The sequence below is a fragment of the Bacillus pumilus genome (assembly GCF_038738535.1).
Taxonomy (GTDB): Bacteria; Bacillota; Bacilli; order Bacillales; family Bacillaceae; genus Bacillus.
The window spans coordinates 2,966,440-2,992,834 of sequence record NZ_CP046128.1; the positions used below are offsets into that span (position 1 = coordinate 2,966,440).

Here is a 26,395-nt window from a genome sequence, read left to right on the forward strand (position 1 = left end):
AAAATCTTCTGTGTGCCTTGCTTTCAACAAAAAAGAAGCACCTGCCTTGTTTCTGGCAAGTACTTCTTTTCAATCATAGCGCTTCCGCAGTGTAGATGATGGAAGATTCATTTGTTCACGATATTTCGCAATGGTTCTGCGCGACACACGGATACCAAAGGTTTGCTGAAGCTGCGTCATCATTTGCTGATCCGAATACGGTTTTTTCTTATTTTCCGTTTGGATCAGCTCTGCGATGTGCGTCTTGACTGTGTAGCTGGACGCCTCTTCCAGCGAAGGTCCTTCTAGTTTTGCTTGGAAAAATTGTTTCATTTCCATGAGACCATAAGGGGTTTGCACCATTTTCCCTTTCACCGTTCGGCTGACTGTTGACTCATGCACTTGCAATATATCTGCGATCCGCTTCATCGTAAGCGGTTTCATTTTATGTTTCCCTGTAAGGAAAAAATCTGTCTGATGGAAGATAATCTCACGAACGACATGGGTCATCGTTTGTTTTCTTTGCTTCAGCGCTTGGACAAGCCAATTGTATTGCTGCTCTTTTTCCTTTAGATACACATATGCTTCATGCCGCTTCTGGTCTTGAATCATGGCGAAGTATCCTTCATTCATTTCAACGTCTGGAAAAGCGCGCTGATTCAGCTCAAATGTGATGTGGTCCTGCACGACAGTAATCGTCACATCTGGCTCTATATACACAGGGTCCTCTTCATATGAGAAATGTATGCCCGGTCTTGGTTCCAGCTGCGACACCTCATCTTGTACCGCTTGAAGTGTTTTAATTGAAACGCCTGTTTTCGCCGCGATTTCCTTCCAAGCCTTTCTTGCAAAGAGAAAGAAGTGCTCGTCGATGATCAGCTCGGCTTCATACCAGCGCTCCTTTTTTCTTCTCAGCTGAAGCAGAATGCATTCTTGTAATGATCTTGCGCCAATACCGGCAGGCTCTAGCGATTGAAGCTGATGAAGGACGGCTTCTACTTCTTCAGCTGGCACCTCTAAGACAGCTGCCATCTCGTCAACCGGTTCATTTAAATAGCCATTGGAATCAATGGACTCGATCATAAAGTCAAAGATCCTTTGATTCTTTTCACTTAGATTCAAATCAATAGCTTGTTTCTTTAAATACATTTGCAGGCTTTCTTTTTGATGCGTTCGATACGGCTCTGTCATTCGATCTTGAGATTTTTTATGATAAACTGGTTGATAGCTGTCCGTGTCTTTCCGCTCAATCAGAGGGTTCTCAAGCGCTAACTGGTCAAGATACTCGCCAAGCTCAGCGCTATTCAGCTGGAGCAGCGTAATGGCCTGCCTGAGTTCTTGTGTGAGCACCTGCTTTAATACTTGTTCTTGTTGCAGATTAAGGCTCATTGTCTCCCCTCCCTCTCATCATTTTACATGAAGATTGACGGACCGTATATACGAAATAGGAGTGATTCCCATGTCTGAACTTTTTTCCGTTCCATACTTTGTTGACAACTTGAAACAGCACATCGCCATGAATCAAAATGAAGACAAGATTCATGCCATGAATGCCTATTACCGCTCAGTGGTGTCCACGCTTGTACAAGACCAGCTGACCAAAAACGCTGTGGTCTTGAAGCGTATTCAGCATCTTGATGAAGCATATCAAAAAGTGAAAAAAGAAAGCGAATGAATGAACGAAAAAGAGCACCCTTTGTCATGATGGCAAAGGGTGCTTTTCATTTGCGAAAAGCTTCTGATCCAGCCTTGATTTGTACATCATCAAAAAGCCAGACCGTCCGACAGTATAGATGATAAAGGCAAACCATAGTCCGTGATTGTGCCAAATAGGCGTGACTGCTGCTTGAACAACGATAAACAAGATCATCGCAAACAGCATCGAATTTCTGACAGGGGCAATTTCTGTCGCACCTGTAAATACGCCGTATATGACCAAACCGAAACAAGCGGCAAACGGATAGAGAACGAGCCAGTCTGCATAGCCTAAAGTCACATCAAGAAGCCGGGGAAGATTTGTAAACAAGCTCAAGATCGGCTCTTTTAAGAGAAAATAAACCGACGCAATGACGCATGCCATGACAAGTGCCCACTGTCTCGAAAGAGTTAAAGTTCTTTCATAAAGGGTACGGTCATTTGCACCAACTGATCTGCCCACAAGGATGCTGGATGCATTGGCAAAACCATCGAACAAATAAGCCATGATGTAGTGAATTTGAAATAAGATGGCATTGGCCGCCAGCATCTCTGTTCCAAAAGAAGCACCTTTTGCTGTAAACATGTTAATCACCACTAGCAGACAAATCGTCCGAATAAACAAATCTTTATTCACATGAAACATTTTCTGAACTGCCTGTGTATCCATGATTTTCTTAAGAGAAGGCATCTGGAACCCGTTTTTTGAATGCTTCATGATGATCCATGCGCCTAGCACAAAGGCGGTTAATTCAGATATCAATGTCGCAGCCGCCACCCCTTTGACTGCAAACGAAAACACATGAACAAGCAGAAGGGCAAGGACCATATTCATGACATTGATCAAGATTTGTAAAGAGAGGGCTTCTTTCATTTTTGCCATTCCCACCAGCCACCCTAATATCACATAATTCATCAAGGTAAACGGGGCACCCCAAATACGAATATGAAAATAATCTGCTGCAAATTGCCGGACATCCGCAGCGGGAGAAATCACTAGAAAAGCAGATTGAATAATTGGCCATTGCAGGACAATAAAACAAAGGCCGACAATGATGGCGATTAAAAAAGGTCTTAGAAAAGCAAGTACGCCCTGCTCCTCACTCTGCGCCCCGTTTGCCTGGGCGGCAAAAGCAGATGTACTCACCCGCAAAAAACCAAAGAGCCAATATAGTGTACTGAAAATGAGACTGCCAACCGCGACGCCTCCAATATAAGCGGGATTGGCGAGCTGACCGACAACTGCTGTATCAACAGCTCCAAGTAATGGAGTGGTCATCGTTGAGATGGTTAAAGGAATGGCCAAAGCTAAATACGCTCGATGGTTCACGATGCCACCTGCCTTTCATGAAAAATAGCCTCTTCTAAAAGAGGCGTTGATGAAATGAAGATTTACCGAACCGGTCTGCCAATTGTTCGGGACAAAGGATGGTCTGCGAGCATTGCATCTCTCATTTTCTGCACCGCTGTCTCTTCTGATGAAAAGAAATCATCCTTTGATTGAAATTGAGCAACAAGTTCACCTTGATCCAATATCGCCAATTGATCACTTACATGATAGGCTGCCGTCATATCATGTGTAATAAATAAGTAAGCGACATCCAGTTCCTTCTTTAATTCTACTAATAAATCTAAAATGACAGCCTGTGTAACCATGTCTAAGCTGCTGACGGATTCATCCAGTACGACGAGCTTTGGCTGCAGCAATAAGGCTCTTGCGATGTTGATCCTTTGCAGCTGGCCGCCGCTGAATTGATGCGGATATTTAGACAAGTCCTTTTCACTGAGCCCGACTCTTTCCAGCCAGTGAATCAACACGTTTTTGCGTTCTTGTCGGCTCATAGCTTCATAGTTTTCAAGCGGCTCGGATAAAATTTGTTCGACTGTCCACCTTGGATTCACCGCCGAATATGAATCTTGAAACACCGCTTGCACATGCCGGCGATAATGTTTGCGTGTTCGCTGATCTGCACAATATATATCCTGCCCTTCAAAAAGGACCTGACCGGCTCTTGGTTTCTCTAGACCAAGTATGATGCGGCCTAGTGTACTTTTCCCTGCGCCGCTTTGCCCCAGCAATCCGAGGCATGTGCCTTCTTCAATGATTAAATTGACGCCGCTTAAGACTTGGTCTGCGCCTTTTTTTCTCATCAGAAAAGACCGGCTGTTGTATGAATGACTAACTGCTTTCACTTCTAATAAATGCAAGGGCCTTCTCACCTCAAATCGGGCAAACAGCTGGGATGGATGGACGAGCTGCTAATAGTTTCTTTGTATAATCATGCTTCGGGTTTTCAAAAAGCTCAAGCACTTCTGCCTTTTCAACCATTTCTCCTTGTCTCATGACGACAACCTGATCTGCCATTTCTGCAATGACGCCAAGATCGTGAGTAATGAGCAAAATGGCAGTTCCATACTCATGACGAATTTGGTTTAGGTGCTCAAGCACCAGCTTCTGCGTGTGTACATCTAAAGCAGTTGTTGGTTCATCTGCTATGAGAAGAGGCGGGTGCATGCAGGCAGCCATGGCAATCATGACACGCTGCAGCATACCGCCACTTAGTTCAAAGGGATACTTGTTTAACAGCTTATCTGGCTGCGGCAGATTCATCTGCGCTAACGCATCCATCGCCTTCGCTTGTGCCTGCCTTTTACTGACAGCGGTATGCCGGCGGATGGTTTCAATCAGCTGATGACCGATCGACCATACTGGTGTAAAGCTGTTCATTGGATTTTGCATAATATATGAGATGTCTTTGCCCCGAATAGAGCGCATATCCTTTTCACTCATACCGATCAATTCTCGTCCTTGTAATGTGATGCTGCCAGTGACTTCCGTTGTTTTCCGGTCAAGCATATGTAAGATCGACATACTTGTCACCGTTTTCCCGCAGCCGCTCTCACCTATTAATCCAACGATTTGACCACGCCCTACTTCAAACGATACGTCCTGAATAAGAGAGGTTGTCCCATGAGCCGTTTTCGTCTGCACATGCAGGTTCTCTATTTGTAAAATGGACTCTTGCACATCGATCATTCCTTTACACACGGCGTTTGATACCATATTTCTCTGAGAGGGCCTCTCCTAGTAAATTAAAGAGGACCACGACAGCCATGATCACAAGACCTGGGTACAGCATCAACTGAGGATTCGTTTGAATGTACGACTTCCCTTCATGGATCATCGCTCCCCATTCAGGCATAGGAGGCTGAACGCCTAATCCGAGAAAGGACATCGCAGAAATGTCCATAATCGCCCAGCCCATTTCGAGTGTACCTATGACCGCGAGTGGCGGCAGGACATTTGGAATCATATGCTTTCTCATGATGTTCCAGTGGGACGTCCCGCTGATTTTTGCGGCAGCAATAAAGTTCTGTTCTTTTAAACTCAGCACCATTCCTCGAAAGACGCGAGCATAGTATACCCATTGTACCAGCATCAAGGCAAGCACTACTTGAGAAAGTCCAGGACCGAAGATGCCGACTAATCCAAGAATCAGCACCAGGTTCGGGAATGCCATGATCCCGTCACAGATTCTCATCAAGACGTGATCGATCCAGCCGCCTTTATAACCTGACAACAAACCAACGATTAACCCAATCAATAAAGAAGAGAGAAAGATTAATAACGCACAGCCTAGTGAAACACGTGCACCATATAAAATTCGAGATAAATTGCATCGGCCTAATTGATCTGTCCCAAGAGGATACTCCCACGAAGACCCCTTTAGCTTCATCGCTAGATTGACAGCCGCCGGATCATGTGGAGCGATCCACGGTGCACATACTGTCACAATCAGCAATAGACCAAGAAGCACCACACAGATCGAGATCATCTTTTGATGAGAGAAGAGATATTTTCCTTTTGTCATCATGGGTGGCGGCCTTCCTTTCTGGAAATACGGGGGTCAATGATCAGCTGGAGCAAGTCCACAATCAAGCTGCTCAAGATAAAGATACATGCTGCCATGAGGACATAGAATTGAATGACCGGCAGATCCCGGTTAAAGATCGCTTCAATAAAGAAGCGCCCAAACCCCGGCCATGAAAAAACCGCCTCTACGATAATGGTTCCTGTCAGCAGCTTGCCAAGATTCACCCCAAGCCCTGTCAGCATTGGCGATATAGCGATTCTCAATACATGCTTGAACATGATCGACCGTTCCTTTAATCCTCTGATTCTCGCATATTGAACAAAAGGCTCTTGAAGCGCCTCACTCACACTTGATCGTAATAGCCTTGTATACGTAGCAATTAAAGGGACGGCCAGTGTGATCGACGGCAGGATGAGATGCTCCCATGTTCCGACCCCTTCAACTGGTAAAAGATCGAGCTTCACTGAAAAAAAGAAGATGAGCAAATACCCCAAGACAAACGTCGGGATAGATGCTCCTAAAAAAGAAATAAGCCGGCTCATATGATCAACGACGCCATTTTTCCTCATGCCGCTGAAAAAGCCGAGCGGAATGCTGACACAAATAGCTATCAGCAGACTAGTCAGCGCCAATTGAATCGTCGCTGGTATTCTATAGATCACCTCATTGAGCACAGGCTGGTTCGACATATACGACTGGCCAAAATCAAGGTGAATGACTTTTTCAATGGTGTGAAGATACTGCATATAAAACGGTTGGTCTAAACCAAATTCACTTCGTTTTTGCGCTAAAATTTCATCCGTAGGCTGGATATGAGCCGCTGCTAAATATGCCTCAGCCGGGTCAACTGGTGAAAGGTGAATCATACCAGTCGTAAAAAGTGTGGCTAATAAAAATACAGGGATGATTGATAGCATGCGTTTGACGATATAGCGGCCCATTTCCTTACCTTCCTTCTATTACTTCAGCTTAATGCCTGTGAATGGATGTTCATCGCGATTTGCTGGGAACTCAAAGTCCTTCACATTTTTTTGATAAACGGCTGTCTTTTTAAAATAAGAGATTGGCACAATCGCCCCTTGATCCTGTAATGAAGATAACACAGACGAATAAAGTGCTTTTCGTTTGTTTTCATTGGTTGTTGATGGAATTTCGCTCATTTCTTTGATCAGCTTGTCCTTATTTGGATAGGCTGAGATGGCTTCTTTGAATCCAAAACCATCTGATGAGACGACATTCATAAATGTATGCGGATCATAAGGCGCTCCGTAGTTGCTAAAGAAGTTCATATCAAATTTGTTGGCTTTAAAGCGCTGCACCTGTGTTGCCAGCTCCACACCTTCAAGTTTGACGCCAACGCCAATGGCTCCCCATTCTGCTTGAAGCGTCTCAGCCATCGCTTTTTGAATCGATTCTGCTGAGTCATACATCATACTAAATTCAAGCGCTTTTCCATCTTTTTCACGAACGGTTTTTCCTTTTGGAAGTGTCCAGCCTGCTTCATCCAGCAATGCTTTCGCTTTGTCTACATCATACTGGAAAGACTTCACCTTAATATCAGATGTGTAAGGCATGTTGGTCGGCAATATGTGATCTGCTTCATCCTCTAAGCCAGAGGTGACACCTTCTACCATTGATTTCTTATTAATAGCATATTGAAGGGCATGACGCACTTTCTCATCTGACAACTGATCCACTTTTGTGTTCATGACAAGCTGTCTCGTTGCTACAGGCTCTGACATTTTTGTTTCATACTTGCCGCTCGCCTCTAGCTGTTTGTAGGCATCAAGGCTAATGGTTCCTTCTCCGTAAAGGACATCTACATCGCCTTTTTCAAATGCCATGACTCTCGTTTCCGCATCTGGGATCACCTTGACTTTAATTTCTTTAACCTTTGGTTTTTCTCCCCAATAATGATCATTTCGTTCGAAAATGGCATAGTCATCTTTTTGGTATGTTTTTAATACCCAAGGGCCTGTCCCCACTGGTTTTTCAATTCCTTTTGACGTATCTCCGTTTTTAGGGAAGCCTGCTTCGCCTAAGAAACGAACCGGGCGGACAACTGCTAATTCTTGAACAGTTGGATAATATGGCTCTGTTAATGTGAGTTTAAACGTTTTCTTGTCTACTGCTTCTGTCTTTTTGATTTTTTTTATAACACCTAACCAGCTATGTATATCCTTGTTTTTTAAGATGGAATCAAAGTTCTTTTTCACAATGTTAGCATTAAACTCAGATCCATCTGAGAACGTCACATTGTCTCTTAAATGAAAAGTATACACCTTGCCATCCTTTGAAACATCCCATGATTTCGCTAATTCAGGTTTTAGCTTTCCATTCTTTTGATAGCTGACCAATGGCTCATAAATCATTGATTGTGCAAACAATTGTGATGGGTTGTATACGTGCGGATTCATTTCGCCAATATCTCTCGGCCAAGCCATCGTGATCATGTCAGGATGATCCTTGTTTCCACCTGCTCCATTGTTTGCTTGAGAGCAGCCTACTAATAAAAAGATCAGCAGGAAAGGTAATACTGTATTTATTTTAATTTTCGGAAAAAAATGACTCCAAATAGACATAAGATGTTCCTCCTAATTGACGCTGATAATCATTTTCATTTTAAGGAGGAAGGACCCCTTTGTCAATATCATATTTAAAACGAATTGACAATACATATACCTATTTATTCCATTAATTGATGAATTTGATAGAAAGAGAGACAGGCTGCTTACGAATGAGCAGCCTGTGAAGAGGTGAATGTTTTTTCTCGCAGGGCATTACGAAGTGTGTCAATGATACGATCCTGTTCAGCTTCTGTCATACTTGTTCCAGAGGGGAGACAAAGCCCTGTTTCAAATAACAACTCAGATACGGGAGTGCCTTTCGCCGCTGAATAAAAAGGACAATCACGAAAGAGCGGCTGCTGGTGCAGTGGCTTCCATACACGCCTTGCTTCGATCTGTTCTTTTTCTAGTGCAGCAATGATGTCCACTGGATACATTTGCTTATCACGATCAATGGTCAATGTGGTCAACCAGCGGTTGGACTTGGTGTCTTGATATTCTGGCATCAAATAAAGACCCTCTACTTCAGATAACGCTTCCTGATAATGCTTGAAAATGCGGCGTTTTTGCTCAACACGCTCCTCCAATATTTCCATCTGAGCAATCCCGACACCTGCTAGCAGGTTGCTCATGCGATAGTTGTATCCCATCTCTTGATGCTCATAATGCATAGCGCGCTCTCTTGCCTGTGAAGCGAGAAAGCGGCAGCGTTCGATCGCAACTTCATCATCACTCACAAGCATTCCACCCCCGGATGTTGTAATGATTTTATTTCCATTAAACGAATAGACACCGAACCTGCCCATTGAGCCGCTTTTTTTCCCTTTATATAGAGCACCTAACGATTCAGCCGCATCCTCAATGACTGGTACATCATATGCTTCACACAACGCCAGAATCTCGTCCATTTTTGCGCTTTGTCCATATAAATGCACGACAATAACAGCACGGGGTCTTTTTCCAAGTCGTTTTGATTCCACAAAGGCTTTCTCTAAAGCAAGCGGGCACATATTCCATGTATCTCTTTCAGAATCAATAAAAACAGGCGTCGCTTGTTCATATAAAATCGGATTTGCAGTTGCAACAAATGTGAGGGTTGAACAAAAGACAACGTCCCCTTTTTGAACACCAATAAGCTTTAAGGCGAGGTGAATCGCTGCTGTTCCTGAAGATAAAGCCGCTCCTGTCTTCACTCCTGCATAGCCCGCGACTGCCTGCTCAAATTCATTCACCAGAGGTCCAAGCGGCGCAATCCAGTTGCTCTTGAAGGCTTCCTCTATTTTCAGATACTCTTTTCCGCTCATATGCGGAGGCGATAAGTAAATTCGTTTCCTTTCTTGCATCATTTCCCACCTTCTCTCCGATCTTTGATTTCTATTGCAGGAATGCCTACAGCGACTTTCTGATCGTGTATATCTTTTGTTACTGCGGCTCCTGCGCCAATGATTGTCCAGCTTCCGATCGATATCCCGGGTATCACAACAGCACCTGCCCCAATATGGGTACCCATTCGTACAGACACACAGCCAGTTAACACTGCTCCTGGTGATAGGTGCACAAACGATTCGAGTATACAGTCATGCTCTACGATAGATCCTGTGTTGATAATCGCATGTTCACCGATTGCTGCATCTGCTTGAACTACTGCCCTTGCCATCACGACAGTTCCCCCTCCAATGACCGCTGATGGACTTATGACCGCCTCTGGATGGATGAGCGTGGCAAACGCCTTGTTTTCAAATGAGAGGCGTTCCTTTACTAGCTGTCTCATCTCATTTTGCCCAATAGCAATCAGCCATTTCATATGAGGCATTGTCTCTCTCAGCTGTTGACTCATGGAGATCGGTCCATACAAGATGCCGCTTTGAGTGACCTCCTCTTCAAATTGATCATCTAATACGGCACATAATGAGTAATCGGGATGTGCAACAATCATATCCTGAATGACTTTGCTATGCCCGCCAGCCCCAATTAAACCTATGGGCTGCTCTTTACATATCGGTTCCTTTGAATTTTTCAGCTGTGGCATGATGCGGCTGCTGCACCCCCTCTGTTTTGATGACTTTCAGCAAGGTCATCCATAAAATTTTCATATCAAGCCAAAATGATTGATGCTCGACATACCAGAGGTCATAGGTGAATTTCTCCTCCCAGGAGATCGTGTTCCTTCCATTCACCTGTGCCCATCCAGTAATGCCAGGCTTTACAAGATGGCGCCTTGCTTGCTCCTCTGTATACATCGGCAGATACTCCATCAGAAGAGGCCTTGGTCCAACGAGACTGAGCTCTCCTTTTAGGACATTGACTAATTGCGGCAATTCATCAAGACTGAGCTTGCGAATCAAGGCGCCGGTTTTTGTTAATCGAAGATGATCTGGCAGGAGCCCCCCGTGCTCGTCGCGTTCATCGGTCATCGTCCGAAATTTATACAGCATAAATGGCCGGCCATACAGACCAGGCCGCTTCTGCCGAAACAACACAGGCGTCCCAATTTTCCACCGAATCAGTCCATAAATCAGAAGAAAAAGAAGACTGCCTGCGATGAGCAGCGTCAATGCCACCATCACATCTAACATTCTTTTCATCATTAAATCTCCTTATCTCACTAGCGGGAAACAGCTTGTTTTACCTTATGCACCAGCTGCTGCCGCTCTCGTTTTGTTCCTGCAAATTGATACAAGTAGCCCATATAAAGAATGAAACAAAGACCACCAATACAAAACAGCTCCCACCATGAGGTCACGTCATAAATCGCTTGAATCCCTGCACAGACGCCCCAAATCATGAGCGCTCCTGCAAGTGGAACCAATGTATGTTTGTAAAAGATGGTGCGTTTCTGATTCGTGATGCGGGCCGTATAAAATGGCAGAAACACGATATTTTTCATCAATAAAACTATCGCTCCTGCTGATGCAATGCCATATAAGCCAAGCTGAAGCATATGAGTCAATCCATAGGCAAAAAGCACATTGGATACTCCTAATATGAGCGTGACCACCGCTGGAACTTTCAATCGATTAAAAGCGGTCGGCACATATGTCAGCGGTAAAAACATCAAGGTCAAACATAAATAAGCTGCATGTATCATGAGAAGCCATTTCAGCTCTTCAAAGGCAGGTCCAAGCCATAAAAGCATGAGCGGACCGGCGAGCCCTCCTAGTAGAGCGGCTGGGAACGCGACAAATAAACCGCTCCATTTAATGGCACTGGCTGCATATTGGATGAGACCTTCTTTGTCTTGATTCGAGTAAAATTTCGTGATCGTTGGGGCAAATACAACCGCCAGTGTCCCTGCGAGTGTGCGTAATAATAATGGGAACTGTAAAATCGCTGCATACTGTCCCGTCGCTTCCGCTCCAATGAGCAGGTTGGTCATCAATAAGTCAATTTGTAAAAACAACAAAATTCCCATTTGCTCAAAAGAATGCCAGACCCCTGATCGAACAAGTGTGAGACTAGAAGATAATGAGACGTGCCGCCACTTAAACGAAAACCAAGGAATGAGTTTTTTAAAATAATAGATACCGATTCCCATAGCCGCCAAGCTTCCTATGACGGCCGCAAGCGGAATATGCCAGATGGCTGGTGCCGTCCATGTAAACAGCATCACAATCATAAATGCCCTCAAAAACATCTGAATGGCCTGACCAACACTTGATACATATAACTTATTCGCATAAAACGGCGCAGCCCCAATGCCGGACATGACAAAATTGAGCATAAATAAAAGACCCCCTAATATAAAAGCGGTCTGTGTGTCTTTTGCGAGATGACCAGGCACATGAAGCCACTCTACCAGCTGGCGGGACATGAACAGACAAAACAGAAAAAGACTGATCGATAAAAAAATGGAACTAACGAAATAAGATGAGAGATAGCGCTGCGCCTTCTCCATTTCTCCTTTATGAGCCGCCACAGAAAAAAAGCGCACCACAACAGCACTTAATGAAGCCGTAATAACCGATAAATAGTTGATCATATTTTGCGTCAGATGGATTAAGCCGAATGCTTCCACTCCAAGTGTATGAACGATGTACGGTGTTAAACAAACAGACATAAGCATCATCAAGACAAACGTCATGAAGTTTGCACTGGCATTGTAAAGAAACGCTCGATTCATTTTGTTTTCACGCAGCGTTTAAAAGCTTTCATCCAGCTTCCTCTCCCTTTTGTCCGCTCGTTTTCATCAGCTGATGAATCGCCTCTTTCACAGCCGCCTCATTCGGTTCTTTTAATAGCGTCAAAAACGGAAGATGAGCCACCCATTCATACCCTTCCATCACCTTATGATCAAACGACCTGAGGACAACACATGGTGTATGCGTAATCGCACAAAAGATCATGCCATGAAGCCGATCTGTCACGACGACCTGCGCCTTTCTTAACTCTGTCCATAAGGCAGATAATTCATCTAAGCGAGTCGTTCGATCAACTCGTTTGCCAATTGTCGTTGTGATGAAACCGACTTGATCATACGTCTCTTGAATATGCTGCTGCAGCTGCTGCCGGCTCTCCTTGGTGAGATACGCTTCCTTATCCTCACGCAGACAAAGCAGAATCCCTTCACGTTTTTGTTCCTTTGATGTTTCGTCTAATGTCAGCACCATATCAGGCTGTTTCCACACATCTTGATCAGGGAAGTGCTGCTTCATCCAAGTATAGGTTGTTTGATCTCTTGCCATGAGAAGCAGCCTTGGATGATGTTTGTATGTTTGAATGGCGCGGCGTTCCTCTCTTTTTCCTCTCTTTGTTTCTGTAAAATGGGCAGTGGCCGGCAGTTGAATCACCGGATAGGACTTGAAGGTCTTCATGATAAATTGTCTCGTCCATTCTTCATAACGGTATAAGTCCCCCATATTGCCCCCACCGATGATACAGACGATGTCTTCTGGGTGCCGCATACGCTTTAACGGACGGGCGAGGCGATAAATCTCTTTCATGTCCACTTCCATGATGTCGTAGGCGGGAAAGTGCTCTTTTAAAAAACAATAACTCGCATAGGCAATCGCATGATCCCCTAAATTATCATGCCCTGGCAGCAGCGTGAGAATGATTTTCTTCTGATGACTCAGCTCTGGCAGGCTTTGGCGGCTCAGTCGATACTCAAGCGGATATTTAACCTTTAAAAGCAGCCACTCTGCGGCGTGCGCCTTCAATTGCTGCAATGTCAATCTCATCACCCCTATTTCCTTGTTTGATATTCGATCCATTTTTGATAGCTTGAAGCGGCGGCAGAAAGCGGATAAACCAGCCGGCACTTAGCAAGGAATAAAATCATTCGCTTTCGAGCGGTGAGCTTCGATGGTTCCACTTGTTTGACGGCATGCAGAAAGGCCTCGTGTGTCACCATTTCCCGCATGTGATCAAGCTTTTCCCGAATAGAGAGGGCATTTTGGCTCTTCCATTCGTTGAGCATACAATGAAGAGTATGATTGACAATAAAAAAATCAAGTGCCTTCTCATACAGAGAGATGTCATCATATTCTTTCAAAAACAAGCGCTGCGCATGATAAAAGGTCAGTCCATGATGAAAATACTGCTTCTGATATCGCTGCACAATAGATGACAGATGAACCCTGTAGTAATAAAGAGGTTCATGAACAAAGGCGATGCTGCGTGATAAAGAAAAACAGCGCAGCGTCACATATTGATCTTCTATGTTCTCAAGTTCCCCCCGCAGCGGAAATCGAATGTGATGTTCTTCGATAAAGGCACGCCGATACAGCTTATTCCATGAAAACCCCGTGATGTCTCCGTGCAATAACGCTTCAATTAAACTCGTCTTTTCGGCTGATCGCTCGGCTAACAGCGTCGTTGGTATGGTTCGCTTTGACTGTTCAAATTGAATCCAGTACTCACTGACAACAAGATCTGCGCCGGTCATTTCAGCTTTTTCATACAAGGCTTCACAGTAATGAGGCGCGAGAATATCATCTGAATCAATAAAGGCGATATACGTCCCTTTTGCTTCTTCGATGCCCCGGTTCCTCACAGCGCCTAACCCTTGATTGGTTTGATGAATGACCCGAAAGCGCTGATCTTGCGCAGCAAACGCTTCAAGACATTCTCCGCTGTGATCCGTCGATCCATCATTCACGAGAATCACTTCTATATCTGAAAAACTTTGATCTGCAATTGATTGAAGGCATTGCTCCACATATTGACTCGTATTGTAGACTGCGACCAATAGACTGATAGCTGGCATTACAACATGCCCCACCTTTCTCCAAATCTACTTTGTAAATATCGTCCTGTACGGTAAAACAGATGAATCGAACGGCATCAGCATGATGCTGTACAGAATATAGCAAACAGCAATCCCTACATAGATAAAGACATTAGACCGCTGATCAAAAATACGTGTGAAATATGGCAGTAAAATAAGCTGATACAAGCCAAAATAGATATGAAATCTTGCATAAATGACATCCTTTGTAGCAAGGATGCCAAACAAGAAACCGAGCAAACAAAAATTCACAATGTAATCACTCTCAGGCGTCAGCTCACGAAGTCGTTTTCGATAAAGGAAAGCAAGTAAAAGCGGCAAAACCAACACACCAATTTTTGTCACATTCATTCCATTCGTATTCGTTGTGAGCCATTCCTCGTAATGCCCATATGAACTGCCTTGCAGCATCACGACAAACACGGAAACAAAGCGGTCATAAAGAGCAGTTAACCCTAAGAAAATCATGCATAAGACCAGCATCATCCAAGACCATGCTTTTGTTCTCACGATAAAATACACAGGAATCATGATGAGAGCCGATGAATGAAACAATGAACATACGAGGACAAGCGGAAAATACAATTTCCACTGACCATTGATCACAAGACGGATAGCATAAAAAAGAACCGCAGCCACCATATACTGACGCATGCCATTAAACGAAGCGTAATAATGAAAAGTGCCGAGAAAAAGCAGCATACTCAGCTCAAAGGGACGGCCATATTGAATGAGCGTCTTGATGATAAAAAAATAGGTGATCGCCCCAACCGAGATATACATGATTTGCGGATCACGGGACAGTTGATTGAGCATCCATAAAATAAACGTAAATCCTGGGTCAGTGGCCGCCTTGTCCACACCAAATCCGAATATATGCCAAGGCTTTTCATAATTGACGGAGAACTCATACATCTGTCCATATGTGACAAAATCGGTTCCTACTTTGTACCGAATACCAGCGACAATACAAAGAAACAAAAACGGAAATAACACCAGAATCTTGTTAGGCCGCCATCCGCTTTGAATGGTATCATCACGCCTGCCGTAAAATGCGGCAAAGCTCGACCATAAATAGACCAAAATCATGTTCACCAAATAAACCGCCATCTGCCATTCCTTCCTTACAGTCCATATCCATTCATCACACGTGTGATGTTCTGTTTGACATCAAATCCTCTTTGTTCAAGCTGGGACGTAATGGTCTCTTGAAGAGGAGGCTCTGCATGATATGCTTCAAGCACCGCCTTCATCCATTCATGCGCAGAATCCCGCAGCGACATTCTTTTCACAAGTCCGCAGCCTAAATCCACTTCCTCTGTAATATGATCTGAAATCACACAAGGCAATCCAGATGCCTGTGCTTCCACTAATACAAGCGGAAGTCCTTCAAACAAGGACGGCATCACAAATACATCAAATGCTTTCATATACTGCGGAACGTCTGATACGACGCCTGTAAAGACAATGTCGTCTAACAAGCCTGCCTTCTCCGCATATGATTCAACCACCTGTCTCAGCGGTCCATCCCCTATAAGGACAAGTTGAAATGAGACCCCCTGCTTCTTTAAGGTCTGTGCCAGTTCCATAAAAAAAACGTGATTTTTTTGTTCATGAAACCGGCCAATATGACCAATAATCATGCTCTTTTCGTGAAGACCCAGCTGCTTTTTGATCTTCACCTTTTCGTCTGGATCAGGCTGAAAGAAAAGGGATAAATCAATCCCATTCGGCAGCACCTCAACTTGTCCATTCTTCATTTTTTTCTGCCCAAATAAAAAGGAACCGGCATCCTCACCGCATGCAACAAGCTGTGTAGAAAATGCAAAGATCAGCTGGCGAAACCCTTTGAGCATCATATGGTCTACCCAATTTGGCGACTGTTTCCAAGCTGTATTATGAGAATGACAAATACGCACCTTCACACCCGCCAGTTTCGCAGCAAGTGCGGAGAAGCCTGTTTGAAAATCCGTATGGGCATGCACTGCCTGATACGGTCCTGTTCGTTTGATTGTCTTTGTCAATGTTTTCACAAATGCCAAAGGAGAGGATGCCCCGATACTTGGGACGTAGAAGATACGTCCCCCGAGCCTCTGAATTTCCTCATCATAATCACAGACATCCTTTCGGTGGGTAATGAAGTCAAATTGAAGGACATTTCTATCGAGTGCACGATAGATGTTCATGATCATCGTTTCAGCCCCGCCGCGGTTCATCCCGCCCACAATATGGAGTACACGCTTTGGCTCACTCATCCCGAATCGTCCTCCTTTTCAACAAAGACGCCTCCAGCTTCCGCCGGTGATAAAATTTCATGATCTTCGGTGATAAACAGGCGCGAACCACCGGCTTTATTGCAAACAGATAATGAACCGGCGACAATTTTAATAACCAGCATGCTTTTAAAATGAGCCAGGCATTATCCATCGAATATTGAAACTTACGGCGCTGAAAGGCCGCTTCATCCTCTCTCACAAGGTATAACGGCTCTTGTAAATTAAAGCCTTTTCTCCCCGCAGCAAAAAAACGGATCCAAAGATCGATATCTTCCATCCGCCTTGTTGTTTTCACAGAGCGATACCCATGTAAAGCCTTGTATGCAGCAGCCCTCATCATAATGGTTCCATGACAAAAAGGAGTCCCTTTTGCCAGCACCTTCCGATCAGGCTCTGAAATAAGTGCACGTACACCTTTTGTACCCGATTCATCAAACACCGTCATCGCCGTACCGACCACATCATATTCAGGATGTGTTTCTAGGAAATGAACCTGTTTTTCTAAACGAACTGATACTGATACATCGTCGCCATCCTGCCGTGCAATCAAGTCTCCCCTTGCTTCAGCTAGACAGCGATTCAGACTGGCAGCAAGCCTTTGATTATGCTCATTGCGGATAAGGCGAATTCTTTCAGGGTCTCGTTTTGTATAAGACAGCACTTTTTCATAGGTGCCGTCTGTTGATGCGTCATCACATATGATGAGCTCCCAATTGTCATATGTTTGATGAAGAATGGATTCAATACTTTCTTCTACTGTGTCTTGGCAATTGTAGACGCCCATGATGATAGACACCTTTGGCTTACGCATGCTCACATCACCTTCTCTGCTTGATCCATATAGGTTGTATAAATTTCTTCCATAGCACTCACCGCCTGCTCCTGTGCAAATGCATGCGCTAAGGAGCGTCCCGCTTTCCCCATGAGGGGCAGCTGATCCCTTTTGTGATAGAGCTGGTGCAAATATTCAGCCAAGCCATTTACATCATGCGGTTTGACTAAAAAACCATTCACGCCGTGTCTGATCAGCTCACAGTGTCCTCTATTCTCCGTTGCAATGACTGGTTTTTCCGCAGACATCGCTTCAAGCAGATTCATGCCGAGCCCTTCTCTCAGACTAGTCGACACACATACATCACTCATATGCATCCATTCCTCGATTTGTTTGCAAAAACCAGCAAAGTGGACATGCTTTTCAAGATGGAGCCCGCAAACCAGCTTTTCATACATCGGCCTCATTGTGCCTTCCCCGGCAAACACGATCTTCACATTTGATATTTTCCTATATAGCTGTGCACATGCTTTGATGAGCATCCCTTGGTTTTTATTCGCATTTAATTCGCCAGCACACAGCACAATAAAATCTTCCGAGGAAAAGCCATAGACTGCACGAAGACGCTGCTTCTCTTTTTCATCAACTGGGGCAAATCGCTTCATATCCACCCCCGTACCGGGAACATAATAGACAGATGCCCGCTCTTTTGATAGACGATCTGCTCTTTTAAAATCCTCTCCATTAATGGTGATCAGAGCGTCTGTATGGCGGGCGAGCCATCGCTCAATTGGATAATAGAGCAGCCAGTTTTGAAGCGGCGCCCCCTGCCAAAAGTGAAAGCCATGTGCTGTGTAAAGAACCTTCGTCCCTTTTTTGCGCGTGCTTTTGGCTGCAAGTCTGCCAATGACACTTCCCATTGGTGTGTGACAATGGATGAAGTCGTAGTGCTCTTTCGCTAACAGCTTCTTCAACTCCACATACGCAAACCGGTTGTGCACATGAAAAGGGGAGCGCTGAATCGGAATTGAGTGCGCTTGATCCACATAGGGCAGCTCCAGCTGACCATTTGCTGCTGTATGCACTTCCCATCCTTGTTCCTGAAACCACCGGAAATAGGGAAGGTGAAATGCCTTAAAATGATAGTCAACCGTTGCGCAAAACAAGACTTTTTTCTTCATTGGCAAGCGCTTCCTCCTCTCTGGTCATCTGTTCAGACAACAAATCATGCGATTCGATGGCAGCAAACAATGCTTCTCTCATTTGCTCTTCACTCATCATGTCAAATTCATGGATAAAGCGGTTCAGCACATATGGATCACCATCCAGCGCATGGCCGATATGAATTTTCGGAAAAATTTGTTCCTGTGCTTTTTCATGCTGGTTGAGTAATTCTTCATACATTTTCTCCCCAGGACGAATGCCTGTGAACGTGATCGGAATCTGGTCTGTGGTATAGCCTGAGAGGTGAATGAGGTTTTCTGCGAGGTCAACAATTTTCACTGGCTCCCCCATATCTAATACAAAAATCTGTCTTCCTTCTGCCAATGCACCCGCCTGAATGACAAGCCTTGATGCTTCTGGAATGGTCATAAAATACCTTGTCATCGCTGGGTGCGTGACCGTGACCGGCCCGCCTTGTTCGATCTGTTTCTTAAAAATAGGGATGACGCTTCCCCTGCTTCCGAGTACATTTCCAAACCGAACCGCTACAAATTTTGTTTCACTGCCTGCCCCCATTTGCATGATCAGCATTTCAGCAAACCGCTTTGTGGCGCCCATCACATTGGCAGGATTGACCGCTTTGTCAGAGGAAATGAGGACGAATGTTTCAATGCCGTGCTCATGTGCAGCTTCTGCGACATTTTTTGTCCCGATAATATTGTTTTTCACTGCTTCTTTTGGACTGATCTCCATGAGCGGGACATGCTTATGTGCCGCGGCATGATAAATCATATCCGGCTGAAACTGACCAACGATTTCACTCATTTTCTGTTTATCTTGGATATCTGCAATTTGTGGATAGAGACTGATGGTGTCCCCATAAATTTCTTTCAGCTCTAGTAAAATAGAATGAATGCTAAATTCCCCGTGTCCCACAAGCACAATCGCTTGAGGAGCAAACACACAAATTTGACGACAGATTTCTGACCCAATCGATCCGCCTGCCCCTGTGACCATAATCGTTTTCCCCTTTAAATGGACAGATAGACGGCTTGAATCTAATTGAATCGGTTCTCTTCCGAGTAAATCCTCTGGCTGTACATCCCGTAATTGATTCAGCGCATGAGTTCCTTTTAAAATCTGCTCCATCTCTGGCATGATCTGCGTTTTGACCCCAGTCGCTACGCATTCCTTATACAGCCCTTTTAAGGTATGGCTGCTTTTGGACGGAATGGCGATGATGATCTTTTGAATATCCATCATCACAACAGCTGTTTGAATCTGTTCTTTTCCCCCTAGAACAGGCAGTCCCATGATTTCAAGCTTATGCTTCGTCTTGTCATCATCTATGAAGGCGACTGGTTCAATATGTACATCACTCGATTGCTGAAGCTGACGAACGATGATGGTCCCGGCTGATCCGGCGCCAATGATTAAGGCCCGCTCCTTTTCTACCTGCAGCCGCTTTGCACCATCATGAAATAGCCGGGAGGCCATTCGAGATGCACCGATGAATAATACGTGGAAAAGCCACACAATGAACAAAAACCGAAAGGGCCATGTCTGCACGAAAAGGTACAGCATTGCCATTGAAAATAAAAAAGAACACACAAAGGTCTTCATTAAAGAAAATAGCTCTCTTACCCCTGTATAAGCCCATACTTGCTTGTACACGTGAAAAATATACGAAAACAAATGGTGCCCAATGAGCAGACTGAGCGAAGAAATGACGAGCATTTCAAATGTATAAACAGTTAACGCCGCTTCTTGGACAAATTGAAAGCCAAAAAAGACAGCAACTAAGATGAGATATGAATCTAGTGCCACGATGATTGATAATCTTTGGGCGTAAGTCAACGCTCCTCCCCCTTTTTCAACATCACTATTCTTACGTAAAATGGGCATCAAACCCGTCCTCACACCCCACTATTGATGACGAGCATCTAAGGCATTTGTCATGCCCACAGCAGGATCGAGTGCCTCCATTGTTAAAGATTAGGAGACATCACCTATCAATCTTGTTAATACATATACAGCCTTCCCTTTTTCTCTTTCTTGCCATTTAGCATAGCCCCAAGCAGTTTACCTGTTGTTCCTTCTAACACTTCTTTTGATTTCTTCACAGCCGCTATCTTTGTTTTGCCGCTTAAGACAACAAGAATGCTCCCATCGGTCCGGTTCGCCAGGATCTTTGCATCGGCCACTGGCAGAAGCGGCGCGGAATCAACAATCACCATGTCATATTGCTGTTCAATTTCATAAAACAGCTGCTTCATGACAGAAGAGGAGAGCAGCTCAGCTGGATTCGGCGGAATGGTTCCGCTCGGAAGCAGCTCTAAATGCTCAATGGGTGTAGGCAAAATAGCTTCCTCCAAGCTGCAATTATTTAATAGTACATTGGTCAAGCCCGTGTGATGACTCAGGTCAAAATATTCATGAACAGACGGCTTTCGCAAATCAGCATCCATCAGCAGCACCCGCTTTTTCTGCTGTGCAAAAACAGCTGCTAGGTTTGCAGCCGTAAATGATTTCCCTTCCTTCGGCAAGGAGGATGTCACCAATATGGATTTCAGCCTTGTTTGGATTGATGTGAATTCGATGTTAGTTCGGATTGTACGGAATTGTTCTGCAATGACAGAGTGAGGATTTAATACAGAAATACAGGATAAATCTCTCTTTTCTCTTTTCTTCCTCTTAAAGATCAATGTTCTGTCCTCCCGTTATGACGGACTGCTTGTCTTTTTTTGCCCTCCTGTCTGCCTGCATCTGATAGACACTTCCGAGCGACGGCAATCCGATCTCTTCTCTTATTTGATGTGTTCGTTTTACAGTATCATCGAGTAAATTCATTAAGAAAATGAGTGTCACCCCCCCTAATAAAGAGGCACCTAGTGCCAGAACGATATGAACGAATTTTCTGGAATTCATGAGAATCGTATTGGACAGCTTGGCTTCAGACAAAACATTAATGCGATCCATATTCATGGTTTTTTTGATTTCTTCTTGCAGCACCTCTGTTGCGGTATTCGCAATGGCGACTGCCTTTGCGCGATCCTCATCTTGTACAGAAATATTGATGACCTCAGACTCATTTTCTGTACTTGTGGCAATTTTGTGTTTTAATCCTTCAGCTGATTCTGTGAGGTTGAGTGTTTCTTTTACTTTTTCAATGACGATCGGACTTTTTAATAAAACTTGAAAGGTACGTGTATATTGAAGGTTCATCTGAATATCGTTTAAGTTTGCTTGTGCGTCATTGCTGCGTTTATGAACAAGAATTTGAGTGGTTGCCTGATATACAGGAGTCGAGACATAGAACTGATAGTAGGCTGAAGTGCCCGTTACGATCAGGACAATCAGGATCAGAAGGGCCATTTTCTCTTTAATGACAGAAAACAGCTGCTTAAAACCTATATTCTCATTCATAGATACCTCCCGATTTCATCATAAAAAGGTTATATATGGTTTCTTTTTGTTAATGATTGGATTATAAAAGATAATACCCGCAAAGAAAAATGTCATAATAGGTCTTATAGTTCTTTTTAAAGAACGAAATCGTTCGTTTTCTTTTGTTTACTTCCTGTTTCTTACGTTTTTGAATTTTATAAAGAACAATTTATTTCTTATAATGAACGAAAAGGTCGCAGTACGATTCGCCAGGGAGAAGGGAGATCATTGATAAGAATGATAGGAAAGGTGATACGCATTTACCGAAAGAGGAAAGGATACTCCATTCAGCAGCTGGCTGAAGATGCCCATGTCTCTAAGTCGTATTTGAGTAAAATTGAGCGTGGTGTCCACAGAAATCCATCTGTCCAGTTTTTAAAAAAGGTATCCTCTTCACTAGAAATTGATTTACAAGAGCTGTTTGATGCAGAGACGATGATGTTTCATTACTCTGAGGGTGGTGAACACGAATGGCGGGAGCATATCGTCAATGCCGTCCAATCCGGCATGCCGAAAGAAGAACTCTATCAGCTGCTCCAAACGTACCGAAAGGAGCAGGAAGAAAAGACGTTACATGTCACTCATAGAAAGCTGACTGATTCGAATATATCAGAGTGGAAGCGTCTGATGAGTGAGGCGAAAGCTATCGGCTTAAGCATTGAGGAAGTAAAAGCATTCCTCGCCAACATGGGAGAACGACGGGCGTAAGCCTTTCAGGAAGAGTCAAATTGCGGGGAGAGGCGTTTGACGCTTCGCTGAAAAAGAGCCTTTTATCATGAAAAGGCTCTTTTTTCTCTTATTCTTCTTTTTTTGTTCGTGCTTTTTTCGTTATATCATTGTTTTTCCAATAGGCCCATAGTGATGTAATCCCAAGAAAGGCTAACGTGATAAATTGCTGAATACCTTCTTCATCAATAGGAATTGGGCTTTTTCCCGCAGCGGTTAGAGCACTGTTGACAAGCGCGAGCAAAAGCAGCACAAGCCTTGCGATTGTACCTGCACTAATTTTTTGAACCTTCAACTGTATCCCCTCCCTTTCTTCCCCTTCACGGGCGGTACTGCTCGTTCTCTCTCATATGTATGCAAAAACCGAATGAATAGAAGACCAGATCAAAAAAAGAGACATCATTCCCATATAAGGAATGATGCCTGATTTCATTTTATTTTGATGTAGAAAACATCTCTTTTGCTTCATCCAATGCCATTTTATTGCCTAGTGCTGAGTAATCGAGCCATGGCTGATCGGCAATCGGATAGACTTGATTTTTCTTCACGGCTTTTAGACCCTTCCAAATCGGAGTCTTTTCTAATTGCTTGAATGCCTGCTGCGCTTTATCATCACGATTCACGACGACAAAGATAGCATCTGCATCATAGTCAGGAAGAACCTCTTGAGAAATCACTTCAAATGGCCGCTTGCTGTCCAGTTTCTTCACACCATCGACAGGTGTCAGACCTAAATCCTCGTATAAAATAGGACCCATTGGGCGCTTCATGCTAAATACTCGAAGCTCCTTTGCCGTCACACGGATCGCCATTACTTTCCCGTTTCCAATCTTTTGTTTGATGAGCGATTTGACTTCTTTTGCTTCTTGATTGTAATCCTGAATATATTGATCGGCTTCTTTTTCTTTATTGACGAGCTTGCCGATTTTTTTCAAATGATCACGCCAAGTGCCGTCATTTAAATTAAACACTTCCGTTTTGGCGATTTTCTTATATTTCGATAAGTCTTGTCCAGCTAGTTCTTCATCGACATAAATGACATCTGGTTGTAATGCAAGCAGTGACTCCATATCGGGATCGGCTGCGATGCCCAGCTTCTTCGTACCACTCAGCTGCTTTTTCGCATGTGGAAGGAAATCTTTTAAGTCCCCTCCTACAACAGATCCTGCCGGCTTGATACCGAGTGCTAATAAGTCATTGGTTAAATGGATAGACAAGGAAGCAATTTTTGGTGTTCCATGATCATTTTGAGTTGTTGTATTCTTTGTTTCCTGTTGACCACAAGCGGCAAGCATAATGAAACAGAACGTTAAAACAAGCACAAGTAATTTTTTCATGATGAGTTCCTCTTTCACGTTTATTTCGTTTTTGTTAATAAATAGAGAAAATAAGGTGCCCCAATAAAAGCCACAACCACACCCGCTGGTATGGAATTTGGGGCAAAGATGGAACGTCCGATTGTATCGGCACTGACCAAAATCAACAAGCCAAGCAGCGCACTAACCGGTAAAAAATACTGATGCAGCGAGCCGACAAGCCGCCTTGCCAAATGCGGGGCGACAAGACCAATAAAACCAATACCGCCTGTCATCGAAACACTTGCACTCGCCAAACCAACAGCCAAGGTCAGCAAAAGGAGACGCTGACGCTGGACACGTACACCTACACTTGAGGCGACAGCATCTCCTAATGTCAATGCATTGAGCGTGCTTGACTGCATCAGCGTAAGCGGCACAAGGCATACAATCCAAGGCAGAAGCGCTAACACATGAATCCAGTCTCTCCCCCAGACATTACCGACAAGCCATCTTGAAGCAAATGTGTAAGTATCTTCATCCAGCTTCAATGACAAATATAACGTCAAAGCACTGAATCCCGCCGCAACCGCAATTCCTACTAGGATCAGCCGGATGGGAACAAGCCCTTCCTGCCGGTCATACGCCAGAAGCACGATGACCGCTGCCGCAAGAAGCCCTCCGCCAAATGTAAAGAGCGGAATAAGAAGAGATGGATTGCCTTCTAGTGCATGGAAATACGTCACAAACACGATTAAGCCAAATGCTGCTCCTGCATTCAGTCCAATAATTCCTGGATCGGCCAGCGGGTTACGAGATAAGCTCTGCAAAATGCCGCCCGCAATGCCAAGACCAATTCCCGCCAGCATCGTCACCACGATTCGAGGCAGACGATAGTCAAACAGCACCGTTTCACTTTGAAAATCCCCAAAGCCGAATAACGTTTTGACGACCACAAGAGGACTTAGTTTCAGCGTGCCGGTATTTAAGCTATACAGCACAACAGCCGCAGTCAAACAAAGCAAAACGACTGTCACGACAAGAGCCCGCTGTTTCTCTCTCATGACAGGTTCCTCCCTTCTTTTCTGGCAATATATAAGAAGAAAGGAACACCGACAAGTGCCACCATCACGCCAATGGCAAGCTCTCGGGGCGGATTAACGGTGCGGCTGGCAAGGTCAGCAAAGACTAGCAGCACCGCGCCTAATATCGCCGACATCGGAATGACGAAACGATAGTTTACACCAACCAGCTTTCTTGCGATATGCGGGATGACAAGACCGACAAATCCAATCGATCCGACTGCTGATACAGAAACCCCTGCTAATAATACGGCAGCTGCCATTCCTAGTATTCGCACTTGTCGTGTTTTCACCCCTAAATTTGCCGCTACATCTTCACCGAGCGACAGCAGCGACAGTGAACGCCCTAATAGCATCGCCCATACGATCACTATCAGAATGACTGGGGCAAGAATCGTCAGCTGCGGCCATTTCACACCAGCCACACCGCCTGCATACCAAAACGCAAGGTCCTGACTCAAGTCAAAATAAATCGCGATCCCAGAGCTAAGTGCATGAAGCAATGCAGCCACAACGGCTCCTGCTACAGTTAAACGCAGCGGTGTCAAAACGCCACCAGCCGCCCCAATCGCAAAGATCAGCAGCGTACTAAGCACTGCACCAATAAAGGAAAAAAACATAAGTGCCGAATAAGGCATTTCTGGGAAAAAGGCAAAACAGAGAGCGACCACAAACATCGCACCGCCATTAATGCCCAGAATCCCCGCATCTGCCAGCGGGTTTCTTGTGATGCCCTGCATGAGCGCACCTGCTACGGCAAATGCCGCTCCGACAAGAGCTGCTCCTAAAACACGAGGAAGTCTTAATTCATGGATGATCTGCTGCTCTGTGACATCTGACTGATAGTCAAATACAGCTGTCCAAACCGTTTGCAGAGACAATGTTTTGGCACCATATGACACAGCCAAAAACATGGCAGCCGCCAAACCAATGACGGCGAGAAAAAATATCAAAAAGAACAGAATATGTGATGATCGTTTTTGTTGAGGTGTTCGCTTATCCTGCAAAATCGGTGTCATCCTTTTCTTCATTAAAAGTCAGTTTGAAAATGAGAATCATAATCATCAAAATTATAGCCGTCTGCCTCTGAAAAATCAATGTACGCCCTATTTTTTAATTAATGAAGGTATGTGCGTGGCAGCAAAATGAGGTGTCTTTTGCTCGTTTGGAATGGCCTATCATTTTTTCTCATAGTTTAATAGGAAAATAGTTGACATTCCGCCTGAACATCCTCTAAAATTACAAAAGTAAGTCAAATATTATAAAAATATTACAAACAGATGTCAAACTG

26 protein-coding genes are annotated in these 26,395 nt (G+C 44.4%); 2 read left to right on the forward strand and 24 right to left on the reverse strand.

Translation table 11 applies throughout. The annotated features are described in order from the left end of the window. Positions 1-69: 69 nt before the first annotated feature. A complete protein-coding gene (gene rpoN / locus GKC25_RS15215; RefSeq protein ID WP_187704163.1) occupies positions 70-1,368 on the reverse strand; it encodes an RNA polymerase factor sigma-54 in 1,299 nt (432 codons plus the stop codon). Between the two features lie 70 nt (positions 1,369-1,438). On the opposite strand from rpoN, the gene yvfG reads away from it, so the two are divergent. Then, the gene (gene yvfG, locus GKC25_RS15220) at positions 1,439-1,654 is read left to right on the forward strand and encodes a protein YvfG (RefSeq protein ID WP_003213121.1); all 216 of its coding nucleotides are present in this window, start codon (positions 1,439-1,441) and stop codon (positions 1,652-1,654) included. Positions 1,655-1,678: 24 nt separating this feature from the next. On the opposite strand, the gene GKC25_RS15225 is transcribed toward yvfG, so the two are convergent. From GKC25_RS15225 to GKC25_RS15315, 19 genes are all read right to left on the reverse strand, one after another. Next, complete coding sequence (locus GKC25_RS15225) at positions 1,679-3,004, reverse strand: MATE family efflux transporter (protein WP_187704164.1); 1,326 nt, start codon at positions 3,002-3,004, stop codon at positions 1,679-1,681. 62 nt (positions 3,005-3,066) lie between these two features. Continuing rightward, positions 3,067-3,882 (reverse strand): ABC transporter ATP-binding protein, encoded by an 816-nt coding sequence (locus GKC25_RS15230; protein WP_187704165.1) that lies wholly within the window; start codon positions 3,880-3,882, stop codon positions 3,067-3,069. Between the two features lie 13 nt (positions 3,883-3,895). Beyond that, entirely contained in the window at positions 3,896-4,711 is an 816-nt protein-coding gene (locus tag GKC25_RS15235; protein ID WP_187704166.1) for an ABC transporter ATP-binding protein, read from the reverse strand. Positions 4,712-4,715: 4 nt separating this feature from the next. After that, positions 4,716-5,549, reverse strand: coding sequence for a nickel ABC transporter permease subunit NikC (gene nikC, locus GKC25_RS15240; RefSeq protein WP_034660032.1), 834 nt, complete (start codon positions 5,547-5,549; stop codon positions 4,716-4,718). Further along, a complete protein-coding gene (gene nikB, locus GKC25_RS15245; RefSeq protein WP_095285770.1) occupies positions 5,546-6,490 on the reverse strand; it encodes a nickel ABC transporter permease subunit NikB in 945 nt (314 codons plus the stop codon). The genes nikC and nikB overlap by 4 nt, the downstream gene beginning before the upstream one ends. Before the next feature lie 18 nt (positions 6,491-6,508). Then, positions 6,509-8,131, reverse strand: a complete 1,623-nt coding sequence (nikA, locus tag GKC25_RS15250) for a nickel ABC transporter substrate-binding protein (protein WP_187704167.1) — start codon at positions 8,129-8,131, stop codon at positions 6,509-6,511. 149 nt (positions 8,132-8,280) lie between these two features. Beyond that, on the reverse strand, positions 8,281-9,459 hold the full coding sequence (locus GKC25_RS15255; protein ID WP_187704168.1) for a DegT/DnrJ/EryC1/StrS family aminotransferase: 1,179 nt from the start codon (positions 9,457-9,459) through the stop codon (positions 8,281-8,283). Continuing rightward, positions 9,459-10,145: an acetyltransferase gene (locus tag GKC25_RS15260; protein WP_106036505.1), complete on the reverse strand. Its 687-nt coding sequence runs from the start codon at positions 10,143-10,145 to the stop codon at positions 9,459-9,461. The genes GKC25_RS15255 and GKC25_RS15260 overlap by 1 nt, the downstream gene beginning before the upstream one ends. Then, a complete protein-coding gene (locus GKC25_RS15265) occupies positions 10,108-10,701 on the reverse strand; it encodes a sugar transferase (protein ID WP_034660037.1) in 594 nt (197 codons plus the stop codon). The genes GKC25_RS15260 and GKC25_RS15265 overlap by 38 nt, the downstream gene beginning before the upstream one ends. A 20-nt stretch (positions 10,702-10,721) precedes the next feature. Further along, positions 10,722-12,236: an MATE family efflux transporter gene (locus GKC25_RS15270; protein ID WP_187704169.1), complete on the reverse strand. Its 1,515-nt coding sequence runs from the start codon at positions 12,234-12,236 to the stop codon at positions 10,722-10,724. Positions 12,237-12,264: 28 nt separating this feature from the next. Continuing rightward, the gene (locus tag GKC25_RS15275) at positions 12,265-13,293 is read right to left on the reverse strand and encodes a polysaccharide pyruvyl transferase family protein (RefSeq protein WP_080869549.1); all 1,029 of its coding nucleotides are present in this window, start codon (positions 13,291-13,293) and stop codon (positions 12,265-12,267) included. Between the two features lie 5 nt (positions 13,294-13,298). Further along, complete coding sequence (locus GKC25_RS15280; RefSeq protein WP_095285765.1) at positions 13,299-14,321, reverse strand: glycosyltransferase family 2 protein; 1,023 nt, start codon at positions 14,319-14,321, stop codon at positions 13,299-13,301. A 27-nt stretch (positions 14,322-14,348) separates the two neighbouring features. Continuing rightward, positions 14,349-15,452, reverse strand: coding sequence for an EpsG family protein (locus GKC25_RS15285; RefSeq protein ID WP_034660042.1), 1,104 nt, complete (start codon positions 15,450-15,452; stop codon positions 14,349-14,351). Positions 15,453-15,466: 14 nt separating this feature from the next. Further along, entirely contained in the window at positions 15,467-16,597 is a 1,131-nt protein-coding gene (locus tag GKC25_RS15290; protein WP_187704171.1) for a glycosyltransferase family 1 protein, read from the reverse strand. Next, a complete protein-coding gene (locus GKC25_RS15295; RefSeq protein WP_095285763.1) occupies positions 16,590-17,429 on the reverse strand; it encodes a glycosyltransferase family 2 protein in 840 nt (279 codons plus the stop codon). Before GKC25_RS15295 ends, GKC25_RS15290 begins: the two co-directional genes overlap by 8 nt. A gap of 2 nt (positions 17,430-17,431) precedes the next feature. Further along, on the reverse strand, positions 17,432-18,571 hold the full coding sequence (locus tag GKC25_RS15300) for a glycosyltransferase family 4 protein (protein WP_034660045.1): 1,140 nt from the start codon (positions 18,569-18,571) through the stop codon (positions 17,432-17,434). Then, the gene (locus GKC25_RS15305; protein ID WP_034660046.1) at positions 18,537-20,411 is read right to left on the reverse strand and encodes a polysaccharide biosynthesis protein; all 1,875 of its coding nucleotides are present in this window, start codon (positions 20,409-20,411) and stop codon (positions 18,537-18,539) included. Before GKC25_RS15305 ends, GKC25_RS15300 begins: the two co-directional genes overlap by 35 nt. Before the next feature lie 164 nt (positions 20,412-20,575). Beyond that, entirely contained in the window at positions 20,576-21,259 is a 684-nt protein-coding gene (locus GKC25_RS15310) for a CpsD/CapB family tyrosine-protein kinase (RefSeq protein WP_034660048.1), read from the reverse strand. Further along, complete coding sequence (locus GKC25_RS15315) at positions 21,249-21,980, reverse strand: YveK family protein (protein ID WP_342689843.1); 732 nt, start codon at positions 21,978-21,980, stop codon at positions 21,249-21,251. The genes GKC25_RS15310 and GKC25_RS15315 overlap by 11 nt, the downstream gene beginning before the upstream one ends. Before the next feature lie 258 nt (positions 21,981-22,238). On the opposite strand from GKC25_RS15315, the gene slrR reads away from it, so the two are divergent. Beyond that, positions 22,239-22,709 carry an HTH-type transcriptional regulator SlrR gene (slrR, locus tag GKC25_RS15320; protein ID WP_034660051.1) on the forward strand — a complete coding sequence of 157 codons (471 nt, stop codon included), beginning with the start codon at positions 22,239-22,241 and terminating at the stop codon, positions 22,707-22,709. Positions 22,710-22,797: 88 nt separating this feature from the next. On the opposite strand, the gene GKC25_RS15325 is transcribed toward slrR, so the two are convergent. The 4 genes from GKC25_RS15325 to GKC25_RS15340 all read right to left on the reverse strand — a co-directional run bounded on the left by GKC25_RS15325 (position 22,798) and on the right by GKC25_RS15340 (position 26,111). Then, a complete protein-coding gene (locus tag GKC25_RS15325; protein WP_034660052.1) occupies positions 22,798-23,022 on the reverse strand; it encodes a phage holin in 225 nt (74 codons plus the stop codon). Positions 23,023-23,161: 139 nt separating this feature from the next. Further along, positions 23,162-24,067, reverse strand: a complete 906-nt coding sequence (locus GKC25_RS15330) for an iron-hydroxamate ABC transporter substrate-binding protein (protein ID WP_034660709.1) — start codon at positions 24,065-24,067, stop codon at positions 23,162-23,164. A 17-nt stretch (positions 24,068-24,084) separates the two neighbouring features. After that, positions 24,085-25,086: a FecCD family ABC transporter permease gene (locus GKC25_RS15335; RefSeq protein WP_034660053.1), complete on the reverse strand. Its 1,002-nt coding sequence runs from the start codon at positions 25,084-25,086 to the stop codon at positions 24,085-24,087. Continuing rightward, entirely contained in the window at positions 25,083-26,111 is a 1,029-nt protein-coding gene (locus tag GKC25_RS15340; RefSeq protein WP_170938418.1) for a FecCD family ABC transporter permease, read from the reverse strand. The genes GKC25_RS15335 and GKC25_RS15340 overlap by 4 nt, the downstream gene beginning before the upstream one ends. Positions 26,112-26,395 lie beyond the last annotated feature (284 nt).

Bases quoted from the DNA above. Each gene is read 5' to 3' on its own strand.
- GKC25_RS15315 (WP_342689843.1), bottom strand. From the start codon at position 21,980: ATGAATGAGAATATAGGTTTTAAGCAGCTGTTTTCTGTCATTAAAGAG.
- GKC25_RS15235 (WP_187704166.1), bottom strand. From the start codon at position 4,711: ATGATCGATGTGCAAGAGTCCATTTTACAAATAGAGAACCTGCATGTG.
- GKC25_RS15335 (WP_034660053.1), bottom strand. From the start codon at position 25,086: ATGAGAGAGAAACAGCGGGCTCTTGTCGTGACAGTCGTTTTGCTTTGT.
- GKC25_RS15260 (WP_106036505.1), bottom strand. From the start codon at position 10,145: ATGCCACAGCTGAAAAATTCAAAGGAACCGATATGTAAAGAGCAGCCC.
- GKC25_RS15295 (WP_095285763.1), bottom strand. From the start codon at position 17,429: ATGCGTAAGCCAAAGGTGTCTATCATCATGGGCGTCTACAATTGCCAA.
- nikA (WP_187704167.1), bottom strand. From the start codon at position 8,131: ATGTCTATTTGGAGTCATTTTTTTCCGAAAATTAAAATAAATACAGTA.
- GKC25_RS15290 (WP_187704171.1), bottom strand. From the start codon at position 16,597: ATGAGTGAGCCAAAGCGTGTACTCCATATTGTGGGCGGGATGAACCGC.
- nikB (WP_095285770.1), bottom strand. From the start codon at position 6,490: ATGGGCCGCTATATCGTCAAACGCATGCTATCAATCATCCCTGTATTT.
- GKC25_RS15300 (WP_034660045.1), bottom strand. From the start codon at position 18,571: ATGAAGAAAAAAGTCTTGTTTTGCGCAACGGTTGACTATCATTTTAAG.
- GKC25_RS15280 (WP_095285765.1), bottom strand. From the start codon at position 14,321: ATGCCAGCTATCAGTCTATTGGTCGCAGTCTACAATACGAGTCAATAT.
- GKC25_RS15255 (WP_187704168.1), bottom strand. From the start codon at position 9,459: ATGCAAGAAAGGAAACGAATTTACTTATCGCCTCCGCATATGAGCGGA.
- nikC (WP_034660032.1), bottom strand. From the start codon at position 5,549: ATGATGACAAAAGGAAAATATCTCTTCTCTCATCAAAAGATGATCTCG.
- GKC25_RS15265 (WP_034660037.1), bottom strand. From the start codon at position 10,701: ATGAAAAGAATGTTAGATGTGATGGTGGCATTGACGCTGCTCATCGCA.
- GKC25_RS15270 (WP_187704169.1), bottom strand. From the start codon at position 12,236: ATGAATCGAGCGTTTCTTTACAATGCCAGTGCAAACTTCATGACGTTT.
- yvfG (WP_003213121.1), top strand. From the start codon at position 1,439: ATGTCTGAACTTTTTTCCGTTCCATACTTTGTTGACAACTTGAAACAG.
- GKC25_RS15275 (WP_080869549.1), bottom strand. From the start codon at position 13,293: ATGAGATTGACATTGCAGCAATTGAAGGCGCACGCCGCAGAGTGGCTG.
- slrR (WP_034660051.1), top strand. From the start codon at position 22,239: ATGATAGGAAAGGTGATACGCATTTACCGAAAGAGGAAAGGATACTCC.
- rpoN (WP_187704163.1), bottom strand. From the start codon at position 1,368: ATGAGCCTTAATCTGCAACAAGAACAAGTATTAAAGCAGGTGCTCACA.
- GKC25_RS15285 (WP_034660042.1), bottom strand. From the start codon at position 15,452: ATGGCGGTTTATTTGGTGAACATGATTTTGGTCTATTTATGGTCGAGC.